This is a genomic window from Edaphobacter lichenicola (assembly GCF_014201315.1).
GTDB classification, from domain to species: domain Bacteria; phylum Acidobacteriota; class Terriglobia; order Terriglobales; family Acidobacteriaceae; genus Edaphobacter; species Edaphobacter lichenicola_B.
The window spans coordinates 471,441-490,245 of record NZ_JACHDY010000003.1; the positions used below are offsets into that span (position 1 = coordinate 471,441).

An 18,805-nucleotide genomic window follows, 5' to 3' on the forward strand; every position below is an offset into this window, starting at 1 on the left:
AAAAGATTTCGAGCGCGTGAGGCCAAGATGCTTCACCCGTTTTCTTTTAGCCTCAGATTTTCGTCCGCCCAGATTTTGAGGATTTTTCTTGCTTATTGTATCTTTTAGATATATATCTTGGAGCTATGAAAATGGAAGGCGGGTCGACTCCCAATGCTTTGCTTGGACTTCTGAGCCTGAGGCCGATGTCCGGATACGACATTCGTCAGATGGTCGCTCAATCGATCGGGCACTTCTGGAGCGAGAGCTATGGGCAGATCTATCCAGGATTGAAGCGGCTGGCGGCAGCGGGTCTGGTCGAGAAGAAGACCGAGCGCAACAAAGGAAAGCCGGATCGGAACCTGTATTCGCTTACAGCAGAGGGACGCGAGCGACTGCACGAGTGGTTGAAGATTCCGGTCTCGGATGAGGTAGCGAGGAACGAGTTGCTGCTGAAACTCTTCTTTGGAGCGCATGTCTCGACGAGCGTCAATCGGGACCATGTGGCCTCGAATATGGAGTTTCATCAGCGGGCGCTGAAGGTGTACACCGCCACGGCGAAGCAGCTGCGGAAGGAAGAGGCGAACGATCCTAATCTGTCCTACTGGTTGATGACGCTGAACTACGGACGGCACTACAGCGTAGCGATGTTGAAGTGGTGCAGGGAGACGCTCGCGGAGTTGGATGAGATAGAGAGTAAGGGAAAAAGGAGGCGGTGATGCATGCACTCGATCCGTTGTGGGTAAAGATCTTTCTTGCGATTCATATTGCTGCGGGCGCATCGTCGTTTCTGCTTGCTCCCGTTGCACTGGCTACTGCAAAGGGTGGCAAGCAGCATAAACGCTGGGGGAAGGTCTATCTGTGGTCGATGGGGGTGGTCGCGGCGACGGCGATCCCGATGGCGTTCTTCTTCCCGGTGCGATTTCTGGCCCTGGTGGCGGTGTTCAGCTTCTACTTTGCGTTTTCGGGATTTCGCGTTCTGCGATTGAAGGAGCTGGCGCGCGGCGGAGGCGCGGAGCCTATCGACTGGATTGCGGGCGTCGTTACCTTTGCGACGAGTGCGCTGCTGGCCTGGCTGTCGTGGTTCCGTCCCGCATCCATGGAGGTGATTCCGCTGGTGGGCGTGGTGTTCGGATTCATCGGAATGAGAGGCGCGGCGACGCAGTTGCTCTCGTTCGTGCGCAAGCCGAAGGAAAAGATGTTCTGGTGGTACACGCATCTCGGAAATTTTATCGGGAGTTACATTGCGGCGTGGTCGGCCTTCAGCGTGGTCACGTTAACGCGGGTTATTGGCAATCACTGGTACGTTTGGCTGTGGCCGACGATGATCGGTGTGCCTGCAATTATTCTGATCACGGCATACTACCAGCGTAAGTTCTCACCGCGGGTGAAGGCTGTGGCGTAAGGAATTGGGCTTAGGCGGTGGTGTTGGAGGGCTTGGCGAGGCGTCGAGAGCGTGGGTGGACCGCACGTGAGGTCTTGTAGAGCTTCCAGAAGGCGAAGGTGCAGCTTGCGAGAATCCCGGTCCAGATCACGATGAGAACTGGGGTCGCATACTTGTCGGAGAGACTGTTCCAGAGTCGGAGGATGTGCCGTCCGTAGTGAATGCCTAGCCAGGCGGCGAGGGCGTGACGAAGGGCGCGGCTGATGATGAAGGTGTTGAGGAACTTCTTGCGCGACATCTTCAGCGCGCCAGCCGCAAGGACGAAGGGGCTTAGCGGCATCGGCGGCGGCAGAATCGCCGGCAGGGCAACGGAGAGAATGGCGTGGTTTTCCATCCATTCGCGGACACGCTTGAAGATCTTGGGAGGCACGCGTTTTTCAACAAAAGCCATCCCGCCTGACTGGCCTACCTGGTAGCTGAACCATCCGCCGAGCCCGGAGCCTATCGTTGCGAGCAGGATCAAGAGAAACCAGCTTTGATGCTGCGCGGAAAGCACGATGATCATGATGTCGGTGATGCCGGGCAGAGGCAGCGGAACGAAGGAGCTGTCGACGATCGAGACCAGGAAGACGCCGAAGAGGCCGAAGCTGAAGAGCAGATGGAGGAATGGACTGCGCGCGCGGTGTGCTGCGGCAGCCGTCTGCGCGGCGGCGGCGAGACTCTTGTATAGGATCGTGGCAGCTTCGCGCAGGCTCATAGAGATTAAGACGCGACCCAGGGAGGAGAAGTCGCTGAAATTCTGAAGATTGGTGGAGCGGCGAGTATAACAGAGGGTTTACAGGAGGCGGAGATCGGGCAGCGCGGGGAGAACATCGACCTCCGCGGCGTATTGCCGAAAGAGTTTAATGGCGTGCATGCAATCCGTATTCAGAACGTAGTGGATGTTGCTGGAGAGATAGTGACGAATGACAGCGGGGCTCAGTTCGATCCGCGGGGCCCACTCTTTGACCAGATCTTCGATGTGCAGAAGGCCGTGATTGCGCGAGGCTTCAAGGTCTTCGACCAGTTGAGCGGCGGAGAGGCGTGGTTCCCCGAGAGACTCTGGCCGCACGGCCCACACCGCGGCGACCCAGGGGACATTCGTCCGGATGTGCCATTCGTGGGCGAGATCGAACCACTGGCAGGGGCCAACCTCCGCTTCGATCTGCTCGCGGCGTTCGAGGGCGAGCAGCGCTGGATCGCCGATCAAAATGGCAGCATCAGCCTGTTGCAGCATCGCAATGGGATCGGCTGAAGCGGGCAGGAAGGCCGGATGGTTGCTGGCGAACTTGCGGAAGAGGATCTCGGCGTAGGCGAGCGAGCTGCGGGAGGCGGTGTCGGCCGAGACCGTCTTCACCGTGCTGAACGTGTTAGGAGATTTGACGATGAGCTGAATGGAACGAACTTCATTTAGCGAAGCGATGGTGCAGCCCGGGACGACGGCAAGCTCTGGCGTGAGCGCTGCGATCGGGATAAGGCCAAGGTCGGCGCGGCCTGCGAGAAGTTCGGCGGCACACTGCGAGGGCTGGGTGTAGTGCAGCGAATAGCGCTGTGCCAGCTCTTGCGCGAGCGGTGCGTGTTCGAAGTCCCACATCAGCGGTGCGGGGTTGAGAAAGTTGATGGCAGCGACGCGAAGCATGGAAGATGAAGACGAAGTGTTCAAAGGACTAGTTTATTGGATGTGGAGGAGGCGTGCTCGATGCAGAGGCGAGTCGTGGGTTTTTATCAGGATGAACAGCAGCACTGGGCGGCCCGGCTGGACTGCGGACATGGGCAGCATGTGCGGCACGATCCGCCGTGGATGCTGCGCGAGTGGGTGACGACGGAAGAGGGCAGGGCGGCGCGAATCGGGAGTTTGATGGAGTGCAAGCAGTGCGATGAGGAGGAAAGATAGCCATCTGGTAGTAGGATTCTCACGACGCAACCAGGTCAATCGGGAAGGGAGCAAAAAGAATGGATGGATTGTTGAAGGTCGGTCGCCTCTTCTTTGCCGCCGCGCTGGTGTTCTTTGGTGTGGAGCACTTCATCTACGTCGGCGGGTTGAAGGGGCCGATCCCTGGCCCTCCGTGGATTCCGGGGCCGCACCCGGTGGCTGTGCTGGCCGGCGCTGCGCTGATCGCGGTTGCAGTCTGCATCGTGACTGAAAAACTGGCGCGGCTGGCGACTGTGCTTTTGGGTGTTGCTCTGTTTTTATACGTCCTGTTTCTGCAGCTCCCCAGGTTCATCGCGCAGCCGCATAGCCCCGATCCCTGGACCAGCGGCTTCGAGCTTCTGGCTTTGATGGGTGGCGCCTTCGTGCTGGCTCGGATCGAGACTCCGGACGGACTCAGGTTCGAGCCAACAAACAAGGCCTTGTCGCATTTAGCCACCTTCGGGCGCGTTGCGTTTGCCATCGCGCTGGTGGTCTTCGCCGTGCAGCATTTTCTGTATGCGAAGTTTGTGGCGACTATTGTCCCCGCATGGATTCCCGCGCGCCTCTTCTGGTCCTACTTTGTCGGAGTGGCGTTTGTCGCAGCTGCTCTGGCGATCGTCACCAGGCAGATGGCGCGAACCGCGTCAGTCTTGTTGGGTATGATGTTTTTTATCTGGGTCGTTATTCTTCACGTGCCCCGCGTCGCAGCCAACCCGCGCAATGGGGACGAGGTCACTAGCCTGCTAGTTGCATTGGCGATGAGCGGTGCGTCTTTTATTCTTGCCGAGAGCTTCGCCTCCGACCCTGTCGCCTGAGATGCGATACAGTGACGGTGAGCCTCTGTCGGTCGGCGATGTTTGGAGTCGCAGACTAGAGAGGCCCGCGAAGCATACGACGAAGAGGACCATGAATGGCTTTGGCGCAGCAGGATGCAACAGTGGTGAAGGACCAGGCACGATTGGCATGGGTGGCGTTGACGCTGACGCCGGGAATGGGCCCCACAAGAATCTGGAAGGCGATGAATCGGCTGGGCGCTGCGGAGCGTGTGCTTGAGGCTTCGCTGACCGAGTTGGAAGGCGCGGGGATGTCGGCGCAGTCTGCGCAGTTTGTCTTTGAGGGCAAAGCCAAAGCCGCAGCGGAAGATGAGTTGAAGCGTGTGGCTGAAGCCGGCGGCAGCATATTAACGCCGGAAGATGAGGCCTACCCTGAACGGCTGCGCGAGATCTATGATCCACCGTCGACGCTCTGGATACGCGGCGATGTCTCTCTGCTGGCACGGCCGGGCATTGCGGTGGTTGGAACGCGTCAGCCTTCGCCCTACGGAGCAGGGATGGCGGAGCTGCTCTCACGCGATCTTGCGAATCGCCGGATGGTGATTCTGAGCGGTATGGCTCGCGGAGTCGACACTGCGGCGCACAAGGGTGCGATCGAGGCAGGAGGAAAAACGGTCGCGGTCTGGGGCACGGGCATCGATGTCATCTATCCCAAGGAGAACAAGAAGCTGGCCGAGCAGATCGTCGCCACCGGCGGAACGATCGTGAGCGAATATCCCCTCGGAACATTTCCCGCGCCGCAAAACTTTCCTATCCGCAACCGGATTCTGAGCGGAATGAGCGTCGGCGTGCTGGTCATCGAAGCGGCTGAGTACAGCGGAACCAGAATTACGGCGCGGTGTGCGATGGAGCAGAATCGCGATGTATACGCCGTCCCGGGCAACGTGACGAACAAGAACGCATGGGGGCCTAACACCCTGATAAAACAGGGGGCTAAGCTGACCGCGACCTGGGAGGATATCTGGGAGGATCTGCCCTCCGAGATCAGGCTGGCTTTGGAGGACGAGCAGGCGGCGGCTGGGGGAGGCTCTGAATCGAAACCGGCGGGGGCTGCATCTCTATTTAACGATACGCCGCTTCCCGAGCACGAAAGGATCGTCTTCGAGCGGTTGCGGCACGACGAGTCGACGCAACTGGACGAGCTGATCGAACAGTTGGAGGCGGAGTTGGGATCCGCAGAGATCTTCACCGCGCTGTTCGAGCTGGAGCTTCGAGGGCGCGTTCGGCAACTGCCAGGAAAAAATTATGTGCGGACGTTTTGAGTCGCAGTGGCAAGGTTGATTCCTGCGGCAAAGCGGATGCCGCAAAGATAAACGTAAGCTCAGGGTTTCGTTTGACTTGGCGGGTTATCCACAGCGTGGGTCGGCTCGTCGACTGTAGTTGCTGTGCTATGACCTTCTCAGTTCGATTTCGTCAGTTGAGCAATCATGATGAGATGACGCGTTTGCGGAACTCGTGTTAGGTTCGCAATGGAATAAGGAAGTGTGGAACGTTTTGCCTCGGTAATGCGTTCTGGTGGATGAAGGGAACAAATGGGTAAATCATTAGTTATCGTCGAATCGCCGGCGAAGGCGAAGACGATTGGGAAGTATCTCGGCAGTGACTACGTGGTGGAGGCCTCGATCGGCCACATCATGGATCTGCCGAAGAACGACATCGGCGTGGAGCTGAAGAGACGGACGTTCGAGCCGACGCTGATTGTGTCTCCGGGGAAAGAGAAGGTGGTGGATCGGCTGAAGAAACTGGCGTCGAAGGCGGACATGGTCTACCTTGCGCCAGACCCGGATCGCGAAGGCGAGGCGATCGCCGCGCACCTCTCTATTCAGTTGCTGCCGATGATGAAGGACAAGTCGAAGGTTCGGCGTGTCACCTTTAATGAGATCACCAAAAAAGCTGTGCAGGCTGCGTTTTTGCATGCTCGGGATATTGATGAGGATCTTGTGGACGCGCAACAGACGCGTCGCGTGCTGGATCGGCTGGTGGGTTACCAGGTCTCTCCGCTGCTTTGGGACAAGGTTCGGCGCGGGCTCTCCGCAGGACGTGTGCAGACCGTCGCACTGCGGCTGATCGTCGAGCGCGAGCAGGAGATCAATGACTTCAATCCAGTCGAGTACTGGACCATCGATGCGCAGCTTGAGCCGACTGCGAACAAGCAGAGCTTCACGGCACGATTCGTCGGTGTCAACGGTGTTCCTGCGCGTGTTGCCAACGGAAAAGATGAAGAGGGCAAAGAGCTCTTTCTGTCGAACGCGCTGCCCGATCAAGAGGCTGTCGATGAGGTTGTCAGCGAACTGAAGGTCGCAAAGTGGAGCGTTCGCTCGGTTGAGAAGAAGGAGCGCAGAAGCAATCCGAAGGCTCCATTTACGACGAGTAAGTTGCAGCAGGATGCGGCTGGCCGTCTCGGTTTCAACGTGCGGCGCACGATGGGCGTGGCGCAGCGTTTATATGAGGGCGTGGAGATTGGCGCAGAGGGCACAGTCGGTCTTATTACCTACATGCGTACCGACTCGACCCGCGTCAGCGCAGATGCGATTGCAGAGGCTCGCGAGTTCATCGGCAAGCTCGGCGCGAAGTATCTGCCTGCAACTCCGAACGAGTATGTCGGCAAAAAGCAGCAGGTGGAGGCGCAGGGCGCTCACGAGGCCATTCGTCCCACAAGTGTGAAGTACACCCCGGACTCGATCCGGAAGTATCTGAGCGACGAGCAGTACCGACTCTACAAGCTGATCTGGCAGCGTTTTGTTTCGAGCCAGATGACGCCTGCGGTCTTCGACCAGACGACCGTAGATATTGTTGCGCAGGCAAAGCTTGGCTATGACTTCCGCGTGACCGGCAGTGTGTTGAAGTTTGAGGGACACCTGAAGTTCGAAGAGGAAGAGAAGCGCGCGCGCCAGTCAGCCAAAGATAAAGCAGCGAAGGAAGAGGCGAGCGCGAAGTCGACCGCAGATGCTGATGCCGCTGCGCAGGCCGGGACCGAGGAAGAGGATGAAGCTGAGCGAAGGTTGCCGGAGTTGAGCAACGGCGAGGCTCTGCGTCTGCAAAAACTCGATCCGCTGCAGAAGTTTACCCAGCCGCCGCCGCGCTTCAACGAAGCGAGTCTGGTGAAGACCCTTGAAGAGAAGGGAATCGGCCGGCCTTCCACCTACGCCTCCATCATTAATACGATTCAGGATCGCGACTATGTGAAGAAGATCCAGTCGAAGTTTGTGCCGACCGAGATTGGCACCGTCGTTACGAAGCTACTGGTGAAGAACTTCCCCTACATCTTCGATACGGCCTACACCGCGACGCTTGAAGGCGAACTTGACGCCGTCGAAGATGGGACGGAGCGTTGGACAGATCTGTTGAGCGGGTTCTACGACCACTTCGAGAAGGAGTTGAACGTCGCCAGCGACAAGATGGAAGACGTCAAGCGGATGGAGCAGAAGACCGACGAGATCTGCGACAACTGCGGCAGTCCTCTTATTCTGAAGTGGGGCAAGTTCGGCAGCTTCTACTCCTGCAGCAACTTCACCAAGGTAAAGCCGATGACGATTGCGGCTGGTCCGTGGAAGAAGGATCCCAAAGCTGTAACGAAAAAGGTTACAAGTGCGTTTGCCTTCCCGCTGATCGTGAAGGCGACGACGGAAGACGTGGTCGAGTACTCCAAGGAGGTCGGCGACGCGAAGGAGATGGCGTCGGCCATCGCTGAAGCTGCCGAGCAAGGGAAGAAAGTTACGGTCGAGCCGATAAGCTGCGACTTCACCAAGGAGAACTTCGCCGCGAAGCCTGACCTCAGCGCACCCGGAGCCGACGAGGCGCCCGAAGAGGAGGCCTGCGACAACTGCGGACGCACGATGGTGCTGCGCAATGGTCCCTGGGGCCCGTTCATGGCCTGCCCCGGCTACAACGAAGATCCACCCTGCAAGACGATTCGCAAACTGAATCAGAAGGTGCAGCAGAAGCCGCCGGTCCAGCTCGCAGAGTCCTGCCCGAAGTGCGGCAAACCACTGCTGCTCCGCAACGGTCAGTACGGCGAGTTCATCAGTTGCAGCGGCTATCCTAAGTGCAAGTACATCAAGCAGGAGCTGCTCGACGTAAAGTGCCCGAAGGATGGCGGCGATATCGCCGTGCGCAAGACCAAGCGAGGCGATCTCTTCTATGGCTGCGTGAACTATCCCAAGTGCGACTTCGCTTCGAACCTGAAGCTGGTCAACCAGACCTGCCCGAAGTGCGACAGCGCTTATGTTCTCGAGGTGGTCAACGACAAGGGTACCTACCTGGTCTGCCCGAACAACCGCGAGGCCCTGCCCAAGCGCCGCAAGAAGAAGGGCGCACCCGAGGAAGAGCCGACGACTCCGCCCTGCACCTACGAGAAGAAGATCGCAGGGCCGGCTCCCGTGCCCGTCATCGAGCGGCCCGACCCGGAGAAGACCCGGGCCGTTGTCGAGAGCGTAGCTTAACCATAGACAAGGGAACGACATGGCCACAGCAGCAGACGCTGAGTTGATCTTGAAGCTGTACGAGATGCGCCGGGAGGAGACTCTGCGCAAGGCGCGGCGGTTTCTCGTCTTCGAGTTTGATCCGAAGACCTTGGAGGAGCTGCGCGTCGTCTCGAGAGATGTCAAAGCGGAGCACAACCCTTCGTGGCGGCAGGCGCTGAGCTACTGGGAGATGGCGGCGTCGCTCGTCCTGCGCGGCGCACTCGACCCGGATCTGTTTCTGGACACGAACAACGAGGGGATTCTCCTCTACGCCAAGTTCCACCACTTCCACGCCGAAACGGAGAAGGAGAGTGGCAACCGGTTCATGGCGCAGACCGCTGCTCTGATCGACGCCTACCCCGCTGCCAGATCCCGTTACGAGGGGTTTCTCAAGAATTTTGGGTTGCCCACACCCTCCGTCTGAGCCAGGACCTGAGCCACGACGGATGACCCGAAGACTTTCCCTTTTTGCATCGTTTCTGTTACAAATGCATCACGGCTCCAAGGTCTCCCGAATGCTCCCGGCGCGGGTTTTCTGGCTCAGCTCGTGTACGTAACTCGTTGAAAAGAATGCAGGTAGTGGATTATGGCGAAGGCAGTTTGGAACGGCCAGACGCTGGCCGAAAGCGAAACCTATGAGACCGTCGAGGGAAACATCTACTTCCCCGAAGAGTCGGTAAAACGAGAGTTTTTGAAGCCCAGTTCGACCACCTCCAGTTGCCCCTGGAAGGGTCAGGCCCGCTACTACACCATCGTGGTGGACGGCCAGGACAACCCCGACGCGGCGTGGTACTACCCGGATCCCAAGCCGGCCGCGCGCAACGTAAAGCACCACATAGCCTTCTGGCGTGGCGTCGAAATCACAAAATAGCTAAAGCTGAACACGCAATGGGGAGGGTCAAGCGACTCTCCCCATTGGTTTTAGTAAGCCTGCAGGCGATCAAGCGGCATCCGGACCTGGAAACAGGTAGCTCCCGGCTTCGACTCCACCGTAACAAACCCGGAGTGCTTGTTGACGATCCGCTGAACCGTGTCGAGTCCCAGTCCAAGCCCACGGCCCGGTGCTTTGGTGGTGAAGAACGGCTCAAAGATCCGCGACCGAATCGCCGGGTCGATCCCCGGGCCTGAGTCCCAAACCTCCACCAGCGCCATCTGGCCGCCGCCCTTTGTCAGCAACCGCAGCGTCCCCATGTCGTTCATCGCGTCCAGCGCATTTTCGATCAGCGCCGTCCAAACCTGGTTCAGCTCGCTGCCATAAGCGCTCACCGTCTCCAGATTCGGATCGAACTCCAGCTCCACCTTGACGTTTCGCAGCCTCGAGTTGAACATAACCAGCGTATTTTCAAGCGACTGTGCCAGGTCGACATCCTGGATCGGCGCCTGGTCCATGTACGAGTAGTCCTTGATCGCGCTGATCAGGTCGAAGATCCGTACCGTGGAGTCGACCACCGTCTCCGCCATCCGCTCAACACGCAGCGAACTGGCCACCGTCGCCACCGCGACCGGAAGCACCTCCGGCCCCACAATCTCCGCCAGCTCATCGAGCAGGTCAAACGCCAGCGTCGTCTCCGAGAGCGCCGGCGCGATCGTCCACGGATTCGGCACGTTGTGGGCGTTCAGCCACTGCACCAGCATCTCCTCGCGGTCCGTGTTCGCCAGCGGATTCTGCGAGCCCTTGGGCAGGTTGGTGTAGGCAGACATACGCGCCCGTGCATTCGCGATCCAGGCTTTATACTTCTGCGTCGTCTCGTCCGGCAGGCACAGGTTGCCAAGTTTGTACTTCTGCTCGCCATACTCCTTCAGCTCCCCGAACAGGCTGGCGGCAGAGCGTTGAGCGGCCGAGGCGGGGTTGTTCAGCTCGTGCGACAGGTTCGCAGCCAGCTTGCCCAGCGCATTCAGCTTCTCCGACTGCTGCTCCATACGGGTAACCTCCCGTACGCGATCCAGCAGAGCCGAGACACAGCGCTGCCCCATCGACGGAATCGCAACCAGCATCTCCGGAAACAGCGATTCGTGAATATCGATGGCCCACACCGGACCCACCGAGTATCCCTCGCCGCCATAGTTCTTCATGCGCGAGAAGGGAAGCTTGCCCGTCATCGAGCCCGCCCGGCCAATAAACAGCGGTGCGTTCGTGAAGCGCCGCCGCACCTGAACCTCGCCCTTCAGCAGGAAGTTCATATTGCAGGCCGGTTCACCCTCGCGAAACACGATCGACCGGTCCGGGCCCATACGCTCGGTGCCTTTAGTCGCGAGCCAGGTGTACTCCTCCTCGGTCAGACCGTCGAGCGGAGTGATCGTGCGAAGTGCCGCAACAATATCCGCAACCGGCGACGGCTGAGCCGGCGAAGCTGCATCCTGATCTACCGCAGGAGCCGGAAGTGTTGGGAGGAGGCTTTCATAGTTGTCCACAGTAGCCATGCCTGGAACTCCTTCTGTCACGCAAACGTCTGAATCGGTTCAGCAGATCTTCCTCTCCATGTTACAGAGGTTCGGCTTCGCAGTCGTTTCTCTGCTCCTGAATTTCAAGCAGAGTCTTAGCCGGACGACGCGACAGTTACGGATTTGAGGATCATCTGAGATTAAAACGGAGGAAGCGACACCAGATTGGATGCCGCCCCCTGCCTTTCGATTGGTAAATCTTTGGTTCGTAAATCAATGTCCTGCCGGACGGGCCTCCTGCGCTTAGTCACCCCACAAACGAAGACCTGTTTGTGGGGACCCCGATTCGGCGGGCGTTCGCACGCCTTTTTAGAGCTTCGCGTGGTCCTCCCGTTGGTCGGAATCATCTTCGTTCGCGACCAACGGGAGCGCCAAGCGAAGCGGTATACAAGTCACGAAGTGACCGCCCTCCCGCGCAGGGAGCCCGTCCGGCAGGACAGATTCTTAGACGTACGGACTCACGCTTTGTGAACCTGCCCATCTTTTACCACGACCGGGTCGAGAAACGGCATGGACTTCCTCAGCTCAGCCCCAACCTTTTCAATCTGGAGAGCGGCCTCCTGCTTGCGGATACGGGTAAACTCATGGCGGCCCGTCTCGTTCTCCGCGATAAACCGCTTCGCAAAGCTGCCGTCCTGAATATCGTTCAGCAGACCCTTCATCGCCTTCTTTACCTCCGGCGTCACGATGCGTGGTCCGGCCACATAGTCGCCCCACTCCGCGGTGTCCGAGATGGAGTGGCGCATATACTCCAGCCCGCCCCGGTACATCAGGTCGACGATCAGCTTCAGCTCATGCAGCACCTCGAAGTACGCAAGCTCAGGCTGGTAGCCGGCCTCGACGAGGGTCTCGAACCCCGCCTTCACCAACGCACTGGTGCCGCCGCACAGCACCGCCTGCTCGCCGAAGAGGTCGGTCTCGGTCTCCTCGGTAAACGTGGTCTCAAGCACACCCGCGCGGGTGCAGCCGATGCCCTTGGCGTAGCTCAGCGCCAGCGCCAGCGCATGTCCGCTCGCATCCTGCTCCACCGCGACGAGGCCCGGAATGCCGCCGCCCTCGGTGAACACCTCGCGAACGCGATGGCCAGGGCCCTTCGGCGCAACCAGCGAGACGTCCGCCGTCGCAGGAGGCGTGATGGTGCGGAAGCGGATGTTGAAGCCATGCGCAAACATCAGCGTCACGTTCGGCTTCATGTTCGGCTCAATCTCTGCGTGGTAGACCTTCGCCGCCGTCTGGTCCGGCGTCAGGTTCATGATGACGTCAGCCCACTTCGAAACCTCGGCGACGGTATCGACCTGAAGCCCGGCCTTGCGCGCGCGATCCGCATTGGGCGAGTCCTTGCGCAGCCCCACGCGAACGTCAACGCCCGAGTCCTTCAGGTTCAGCGCGTGCGCATGGCCCTGCGAGCCATAGCCGATGATGGCAACTTTCTTTGCCTGGATAAGAGAGAGGTCTGCGTCTGCGTCGTGGTATGCCTTTGCCATTGTGTCCCTTTCGAGTCTGTCAGTCTTCTGTTTTGTTTGGGTGGGAATGTCGGTTGTGGTGCGTGAACTTCAGCTCGCGCCGCGTGGTAATACGACGATAGATACGGTCACCGGCGGGGAGGAGCGCAAACATCATTAGGATAATGCCGGTGCCGATTACGCCCGCTGAAAAGACCGTCTGGTGATACCGTGCGTTCGTGAAAGAAAAGACGCCGCCTCGCAGATACGCGACTCCCATTGCACTGGACAGCAAGCCAGTTGCAAAAACGGCTAGTCTCGCTTGAAAGTTAGAGAGTTTTTTTCGCTGGCTTGGCTGGCGTTTCGGCATCAGATCTCATCTTCCGCAAACTTAGCCATTGTGTCCTTTTCCCTTTTTTCTATTTTGATTATTGGTTAGGGTTTTGTGAAGTCTTGAACGTCGTGAGCTATGCTGCGGCTCGTCGAGTTGAGGTCGCGTCGTAATCCGGCGGTAGATCCAATCGCCGACCGGTAAAAACGCAAAGAGAATAAGGAGAGCGCCAGCGCCAATCGCTCCGCCTGCATAAACGGTTTGAAGATATCCGTTTCTCCAGACGAAAATGCCTTTATGGATCTGATTCACACCCATGAGGATGCACGCGCCGCCGCCAGCCACCAAAAACAATCTGGGTATCAGAGAGGTTTTTGCCTTGGTCTGCTTCTTCGGTTTGTTATTGAACCGGATCACCCCTCGCCCTCTGCAAACTCATTCGGCAGAATCTCGTCCGCGTGTGGCTTTTCATGGAACAACTTCTCATCGTGGTGGTCAGGATCAGGCGTGCCGAGCGCCTTCAGCACGCGGCTGGTGTGATGCCCTCGCCGCATCGCCATGCGCCCCGTGCGCGAGACCTCAAGGATCGTGTAGCCGCTCTCGGTGAGCACCTGGATCAGCCCTTCAATCTTGCTGGCCGCGCCCGTCATCTCGAGCATCACCGACTCGGGCGCAAGATCGACCACACGCGCCCGGAAGACGTTGGCAAGCTCGAAGATCTGCGAGCGAGTCTTCGGCCCGGCTGCGATCTTGACCAGGCAAAGCTCGCGGATGACGGCGTCGGCACGCCCCACCTCATCCACGTCCACCGTGATCTCAAGCTTGTAGAGCGAAGCGCGAATGCGATGCGCGGCATGGTCCGGCGCCTCGCAGACGATCGTCATACGCGAGACATCGGCCCGCTCGCTCTCCCCCACCGTCAGCGAGACGATGTTGATGTTGAGACGGCGAAACAGCGAGGCGACACGCGTCAGCACGCCGGGTTTGTCTTGGACCAGAGCTACAAAAGTGTGGAGCATAAGTGCCTTTCAAACGAGTACGGCGTTTAGTTTGGACTGTGGGGCATGGAGTCGACAGGCGGTGCAGGGTACTGCCGAAGATAGGTCTTGGGCACCTCGTAGAGGATCAGTTCGCCGGGTTTTGCCTTCGGGCTCGCGCTGCTGCAAAGATTGCCCGTTGTGACTCCAGTGCTGAGAATCGCGGCGACGGAGTAGTTGGTGTAGAGCTCGCTCCGCGGCCTGCAGTCCGCATACATATTCGAGAGGATCCGCATAATCGTCGCCTTCTTCGGATCCACCAGGATGATCCCGTTCTTGTCGGTCCCCATGGCAACCGACCCGATCTGATCCACGCGAAGAGCCACATTCAACCTCTCATCGTGGACAGGCTCATTGGTGAGCGCATTGATCACCCGGATGCGAACCTGACCCGGCGGTGGCGGCGGTGTGGTCGGAGCAGCCTCAGCCGACGCACCAGCTTGAGCCGGGGCACTAGCTTGAGCCGACGGAGCAGCCTGAACTGGCACAGCAGATTGAGCCAACGCAGCAGCCGCAGACAACGCGATGCCCAGAAGCGGCCAGGCCACGCATCCGACGACTCCGAACTTTCTACTCGCTCCAGCTCCGAATCGACTTGGCATCGGCAATCCCTCTCTCAAAAGATCAAAACCGCGCTACGGACAAAAATAAACTTCAAAAACCTGGCGTATTTTTCGACGGTCAAAAACACGCTGCTAACGCACCACGTTTACCACGCATTTCACCACGTTCTCACCATCAAAAAACCACGTTCAGAACACCGTTTTTTTCAAAACACCCCTCAAAAACAAGGGAAAAACGACGATCTTCGCTCCCGCACCACAGCCAGAATTTTTTCTGCGGAAAGACGAAAAAATTATTCATCCTCCGCCGTTTCCAGAAGCGGATCATTCGCCGGCCGCCGCACCATCTCGTGAAGCGCCGCCCCGGGAGCGATCATCGGATAAACCCCATCCTCTTTCTCAACCTGGAAGTTGATCAGAAACGCTTTGCCGCTGGTGCGCGCTTTCGTAACGGTCGGAGTCACATGCTTTCGTTCGCTAACATGCGCCCCATCAATACCATGCGCGCCAGCCAGCTTCACAAAGTCAGGCGACAGGATCGGGGAAGCCGCATAGTTCTTCTCATAAAACGCCTCCTGCCACTGCCGAACCATGCCCAGAAACCCGTTGTTGATCACCGCAATATTGATCGCCAAACCCTCTTGAACAATGGTCGAAAGCTCAGCAGCAGTCATCTGAAAACCGCCGTCGCCCGCGATCACCCAGACATCTTTCTCAGGACAAGCGACCTTCGCCCCAATCGCCGCCGGAAGCGCAAACCCCATGGTGCCAAGGCCTCCGCTGGTGATCAGCGAGCGAGGCGCATCGTGCTTGTAATACTGCGCCTCCCACATCTGGTGCTGCCCGACATCTGTAACGATGATGGTTCGATCGGCGCGGCCCGCGGCGTGTGCTTCACGCCAGATGTCGTTGATGACATGGGCTGCATAAAGATGGCCATTGTCGGGCAGATTGATGATGTCGCGAACGGCAGCGTCGCCCTTCATGGCGTTGATCTCGCAGAGCCAGTCGGTGGTTGCACATGGCACGTTTCCTGCCGCTCCGCCGCCTTGACGGGAGCCGCCCGGACTGCCGGACGCGGGAAGCTTGCCAGTAACTCCATCGCCGAATCGGATCGTGCCCTTGTCGCGATCGAGTGTGTAGCCAGTGGAGTCGAGAAGCGGGAGCAGGAGTTCGAGAACCTCTTTGAGATCGCCGATGAGGGCTACGTCCGCGCGGACGTTCTTGTTGATCTCGGAGGGGTCAATCTCGATGTGAATCTTCTTCGCGTTTGGCGCGTAGTGTGCGAGGTTGCCGGTGACGCGGTCATCGAAGCGCATACCGAAGGCGAGCAACAGATCGGCTTGCTGGATCGCGTTATTGACCCACGATTCGCCGTGCATTCCCATCATCCCGAGCGAGAGCGGATGATACGTGGGGAAGGCTCCAAGCCCAAGCAGCGTGCTGGCAACGGGGATCTGCTGGCGTTCAGCGAAGGCGAGAACCTGCGCTTCCGCGCCCGAGTGCGTGATGCCGTGGCCGGCGAGGATGACAGGCCGCTTGGCATGCTGAATCAGCTCGATCGCCTGTTGGATGGAGGAGGACTCGGCGCGCAGCATCGGGTGAGGGCGGTAGGACGCGGGTGCAGCAGACTCAAAGTTGAAGGTGGCGGTGTTCTGCTGTGCATCCTTGGTGATGTCGACGAGCACAGGACCAGGGCGGCCGCTGGTCGCAACCTGAAAGGCTTCACGCAAGGTCGGCGCGATTTCTTCAGAGCGCGTGACGAGGTAGTTGTGCTTCGTGATCGGCAGAGTGATGCCGGTGATGTCGACTTCCTGAAAGGCGTCGGAGCCAAGGACTTTGCTGCCTACCTGTCCGGTGATGCAGACGATGGGGATGGAGTCGAGCATGGCGGTTGCGATGCCGGTGACGAGATTCGTCGCGCCGGGGCCGCTGGTGGCAATACACACACCGACCTTCCCCGAAGCACGAGCGTAGCCGTCAGCCATGTGCGATGCGCCCTGCTCGTGTCGCACGAGGATGTGGTGAATCGGGAACTTGCGCAGCGCGTCATAGGCAGGGAGGATGGCTCCGCCGGGGTAGCCGAAGACCTTGTCCACGCCTTCGCCAACGAGCGTGGCCCAGATGATTTCGGCTCCGGTGAGTTGGGGGTGTTGATTTTTCATGATCGCCTCCATCGTTTCTATAACGGTCAGTCGTGGATTTTTGTGTACTGCAAGCCCGTGTCATCGTTCAAAACGCCGAAAGTTGTTCCGAACTTTCGTTTGTAGAAGTTCACGGTGTAGCTTTTGTATGTGTCTCTGGGTTGATCTTCTTGAACATTGATGTAAGGAGATAACGTGACAGCAATAGCGTGTCCACCATCGGCGTTTTGTTCAGACCAGCGTCCTTGCAGGGTCTTCGGAGTTGTTCCGGTCTCTGAAACGCTCTGCTCAAAACTGCCATCGCGGTTTATAACCAATGACGCGGTTCCCCAAGTTGGTTTTGCTGAATAGCTGCCATTGAGTTCACCTAGTGAGGGCAATCTAGTAAAGACGAGATAATAACCAGCAGCAACGGCGTTTGACGCCGCGAATGGCAAGATCGCGAGGAATGGCAGAACCGCCAGCAAGATTACTGCGACTGCGCCATAAAGAACGTATTTGCCCTTGCGTGTCATGGTTTGACTAAGTGGTCACTGCTCCTTCACTGGCGCTGCTTACGGTGTTGACGTACTTAGCGAAGACGCCGCGTTTGAAGCGGGGTTCGGGGGCCTTCCATGTGGTGAGGCGTTTGGCGATCTCGGCTTCAGGGACGTTGAGGGTTAGTTTGCGGTTGGGGATGTCGAAGGTGATGGTGTCGCCTTCGTGGACGGCGGCGATGGGGCCTCCAAGCTGGGCTTCGGGTGCTACGTGGCCGACCATGAGGCCGCGTGTGGCTCCGGAGAAGCGCCCGTCGGTGAGAAGAGCTACTGTTTCGCTGAGCTCCGGGATGCCCTTGATGGCGGCGGTGACGGCGAGCATCTCGCGCATGCCTGGGCCTCCGCGTGGGCCTTCGTAACGGATGACGCAGACGTCGTTGGGGTTGATCTTGCCGGCTTCAACCGCGGCGTGGCACTCGTCTTCGGACTCAAACACGCGCGCGACGCCTTGATGAAAGAGGCGCTCGTGGCCAGCGACTTTGACGACGCAGCCCTCGGGCGCGAGGTTGCCCTTGAGGATGACGAGGCCGCCGGTGGCTTTGAGTGGGTGGTCTGTGGGATAGATGACGGCCTGGTTCGGTGTTTCGACTGCTGCTGCGGCCTCTTCGGCTAGAGTCTTGCCGGTGACGGTGATCTGGCTGCCGTCGATGAGGCCTGCGTCGAGGAGGCGCTTGGCGAGGAGACGGCTGCCGCCTGCATTTTGATAGTCCGTGGCAGCGTACTTGCCGCCGGGGGAGAGGTCGCAGATGTGCGGTGTGCGGTCGCTGATGGCGTTGAAGTCGTCGATGGTGAAGGGGATGTTGAACTCGCGTGCGATGGCGAGCAGATGGAGGACCGCATTCGTCGAGCCACCAGACGCGCACGCGGAGACGTAGGCGTTCTCGATGGCTTTGCGCGTGACAATCTTCGACGGGCGGAGGTCGTTCTTTGCGAGCTCCATGACGAGGCGTCCGGCTTCGCGGCTGGCTGCGGCTTTATCGGGCGACATGGCGGGGACGCCGGTGATCTGGATGGGAGAGATGCCGAGGAACTCGCCGGCCATGGCCATGGTGTTGGCGGTGAACTGTCCGCCGCAGGCTCCGGGGCCGGGACAGGCGGCGGCTTCGAGGGCTTCGAGTTCGTCGTCGGTGATCTTGCCGGCGGCGTGTGAGCCCATGCCTTCGAAGACCTGCAGGATTGTGATCTCTTTGATGGTGCCGTCGGGTTGGGGGAGCTTGCCGGGGGCGATGGAGCCGCCGTAGAGCATGAGGCCGGGGATGTCGAGGCGGGCTAGGGCCATGATGGCGGCGGGCATGTTCTTGTCGCAGCCGGCGATGCAGACGAGGCCGTCGAAGGAGTTGGCGCGGGTGACGAGTTCGATGGAGTCGGCGATGACCTCGCGGGAGACGAGCGAGGCCTTCATGCCCTGGGTGCCCATGGTGATGCCGTCGTGGACGGTGATGGTGTTGAACTCCATGGGAGTGCCGCCGGCGTCGCGAATGCCTTGCTTGACGGCTGCGGCGACGTCGCGGAGATGGAAGTTGCAGGGGCCGACCTCCGTCCAGGTGTTGGCGATGCCGATGATGGGCTTGTGCAGATCTTCTTTGCTGAAGCCTACGCTGCGCAGGTAAGAGCGTGCGGCGGCGCGGGATGGGCCTTCTGTGAGGACTTTCGAATATCTCTTTGCCGGATTGAGTTCGTTGCTCAAAGTCATAGCCTTT

19 protein-coding genes are annotated in these 18,805 nt (G+C 59.1%); 8 read left to right on the forward strand and 11 right to left on the reverse strand.

Features of this window, described 5'->3' with window-relative positions; translation table 11 throughout:
• Nucleotides 1-125 precede the first annotated feature (125 nt).
• Both HDF09_RS13230 and HDF09_RS13235 read left to right on the forward strand, forming a co-directional pair.
• Nucleotides 126-698 (forward strand): PadR family transcriptional regulator, encoded by a 573-nt coding sequence (locus HDF09_RS13230; RefSeq protein WP_260181291.1) that lies wholly within the window; start codon nt 126-128, stop codon nt 696-698.
• Nucleotides 698-1,384, forward strand: coding sequence for a DUF2306 domain-containing protein (locus tag HDF09_RS13235; protein ID WP_183766982.1), 687 nt, complete (start codon nt 698-700; stop codon nt 1,382-1,384). Before HDF09_RS13230 ends, HDF09_RS13235 begins: the two co-directional genes overlap by 1 nt.
• Before the next feature lie 10 nt (nt 1,385-1,394).
• On the opposite strand, the gene HDF09_RS13240 is transcribed toward HDF09_RS13235, so the two are convergent.
• Complete coding sequence (locus HDF09_RS13240; RefSeq protein ID WP_183766984.1) at nt 1,395-2,120, reverse strand: YqaA family protein; 726 nt, start codon at nt 2,118-2,120, stop codon at nt 1,395-1,397.
• 78 nt (nt 2,121-2,198) lie between these two features.
• Complete coding sequence (locus HDF09_RS13245) at nt 2,199-3,041, reverse strand: menaquinone biosynthesis protein (RefSeq protein ID WP_183766986.1); 843 nt, start codon at nt 3,039-3,041, stop codon at nt 2,199-2,201.
• 60 nt (nt 3,042-3,101) lie between these two features.
• On the opposite strand from HDF09_RS13245, the gene HDF09_RS13250 reads away from it, so the two are divergent.
• From HDF09_RS13250 to HDF09_RS13275, 6 genes are all read left to right on the forward strand, one after another.
• Complete coding sequence (locus tag HDF09_RS13250; RefSeq protein ID WP_183766988.1) at nt 3,102-3,296, forward strand: DUF3565 domain-containing protein; 195 nt, start codon at nt 3,102-3,104, stop codon at nt 3,294-3,296.
• A 59-nt stretch (nt 3,297-3,355) separates the two neighbouring features.
• Entirely contained in the window at nt 3,356-4,129 is a 774-nt protein-coding gene (locus tag HDF09_RS13255; RefSeq protein ID WP_183766990.1) for a DoxX family protein, read from the forward strand.
• 95 nt (nt 4,130-4,224) lie between these two features.
• A complete protein-coding gene (gene dprA / locus HDF09_RS13260; protein ID WP_183766997.1) occupies nt 4,225-5,409 on the forward strand; it encodes a DNA-processing protein DprA in 1,185 nt (394 codons plus the stop codon).
• A gap of 270 nt (nt 5,410-5,679) precedes the next feature.
• Entirely contained in the window at nt 5,680-8,589 is a 2,910-nt protein-coding gene (gene topA / locus HDF09_RS13265; protein ID WP_183766999.1) for a type I DNA topoisomerase, read from the forward strand.
• Nucleotides 8,590-8,608: 19 nt separating this feature from the next.
• A complete protein-coding gene (locus HDF09_RS13270) occupies nt 8,609-9,034 on the forward strand; it encodes a DUF4760 domain-containing protein (RefSeq protein ID WP_183767001.1) in 426 nt (141 codons plus the stop codon).
• A gap of 162 nt (nt 9,035-9,196) precedes the next feature.
• Nucleotides 9,197-9,481 carry a DUF427 domain-containing protein gene (locus HDF09_RS13275; RefSeq protein ID WP_183767003.1) on the forward strand — a complete coding sequence of 95 codons (285 nt, stop codon included), beginning with the start codon at nt 9,197-9,199 and terminating at the stop codon, nt 9,479-9,481.
• A gap of 50 nt (nt 9,482-9,531) precedes the next feature.
• On the opposite strand, the gene HDF09_RS13280 is transcribed toward HDF09_RS13275, so the two are convergent.
• The 9 genes from HDF09_RS13280 to ilvD form a co-directional block, all read right to left on the reverse strand.
• Complete coding sequence (locus tag HDF09_RS13280; RefSeq protein ID WP_183767005.1) at nt 9,532-11,031, reverse strand: ATP-binding protein; 1,500 nt, start codon at nt 11,029-11,031, stop codon at nt 9,532-9,534.
• Nucleotides 11,032-11,510: 479 nt separating this feature from the next.
• Nucleotides 11,511-12,536: a ketol-acid reductoisomerase gene (ilvC, locus tag HDF09_RS13285; RefSeq protein ID WP_183767007.1), complete on the reverse strand. Its 1,026-nt coding sequence runs from the start codon at nt 12,534-12,536 to the stop codon at nt 11,511-11,513.
• 19 nt (nt 12,537-12,555) lie between these two features.
• A complete protein-coding gene (locus HDF09_RS13290; protein WP_183767009.1) occupies nt 12,556-12,864 on the reverse strand; it encodes a hypothetical protein in 309 nt (102 codons plus the stop codon).
• 21 nt (nt 12,865-12,885) lie between these two features.
• Nucleotides 12,886-13,242, reverse strand: a complete 357-nt coding sequence (locus HDF09_RS13295; protein WP_183767011.1) for a hypothetical protein — start codon at nt 13,240-13,242, stop codon at nt 12,886-12,888.
• Entirely contained in the window at nt 13,239-13,844 is a 606-nt protein-coding gene (gene ilvN, locus HDF09_RS13300; RefSeq protein ID WP_183767019.1) for an acetolactate synthase small subunit, read from the reverse strand. The genes HDF09_RS13295 and ilvN overlap by 4 nt, the downstream gene beginning before the upstream one ends.
• A gap of 26 nt (nt 13,845-13,870) precedes the next feature.
• Complete coding sequence (locus tag HDF09_RS13305) at nt 13,871-14,410, reverse strand: hypothetical protein (protein WP_183767021.1); 540 nt, start codon at nt 14,408-14,410, stop codon at nt 13,871-13,873.
• Between the two features lie 308 nt (nt 14,411-14,718).
• Nucleotides 14,719-16,590 carry a thiamine pyrophosphate-dependent enzyme gene (locus HDF09_RS20805; protein ID WP_260181292.1) on the reverse strand — a complete coding sequence of 624 codons (1,872 nt, stop codon included), beginning with the start codon at nt 16,588-16,590 and terminating at the stop codon, nt 14,719-14,721.
• A gap of 26 nt (nt 16,591-16,616) precedes the next feature.
• Nucleotides 16,617-17,084, reverse strand: coding sequence for a hypothetical protein (locus HDF09_RS13320; protein ID WP_183767023.1), 468 nt, complete (start codon nt 17,082-17,084; stop codon nt 16,617-16,619).
• A gap of 7 nt (nt 17,085-17,091) precedes the next feature.
• Nucleotides 17,092-18,798, reverse strand: a complete 1,707-nt coding sequence (gene ilvD / locus HDF09_RS13325; protein ID WP_183767025.1) for a dihydroxy-acid dehydratase — start codon at nt 18,796-18,798, stop codon at nt 17,092-17,094.
• Nucleotides 18,799-18,805: the final 7 nt, after the last annotated feature.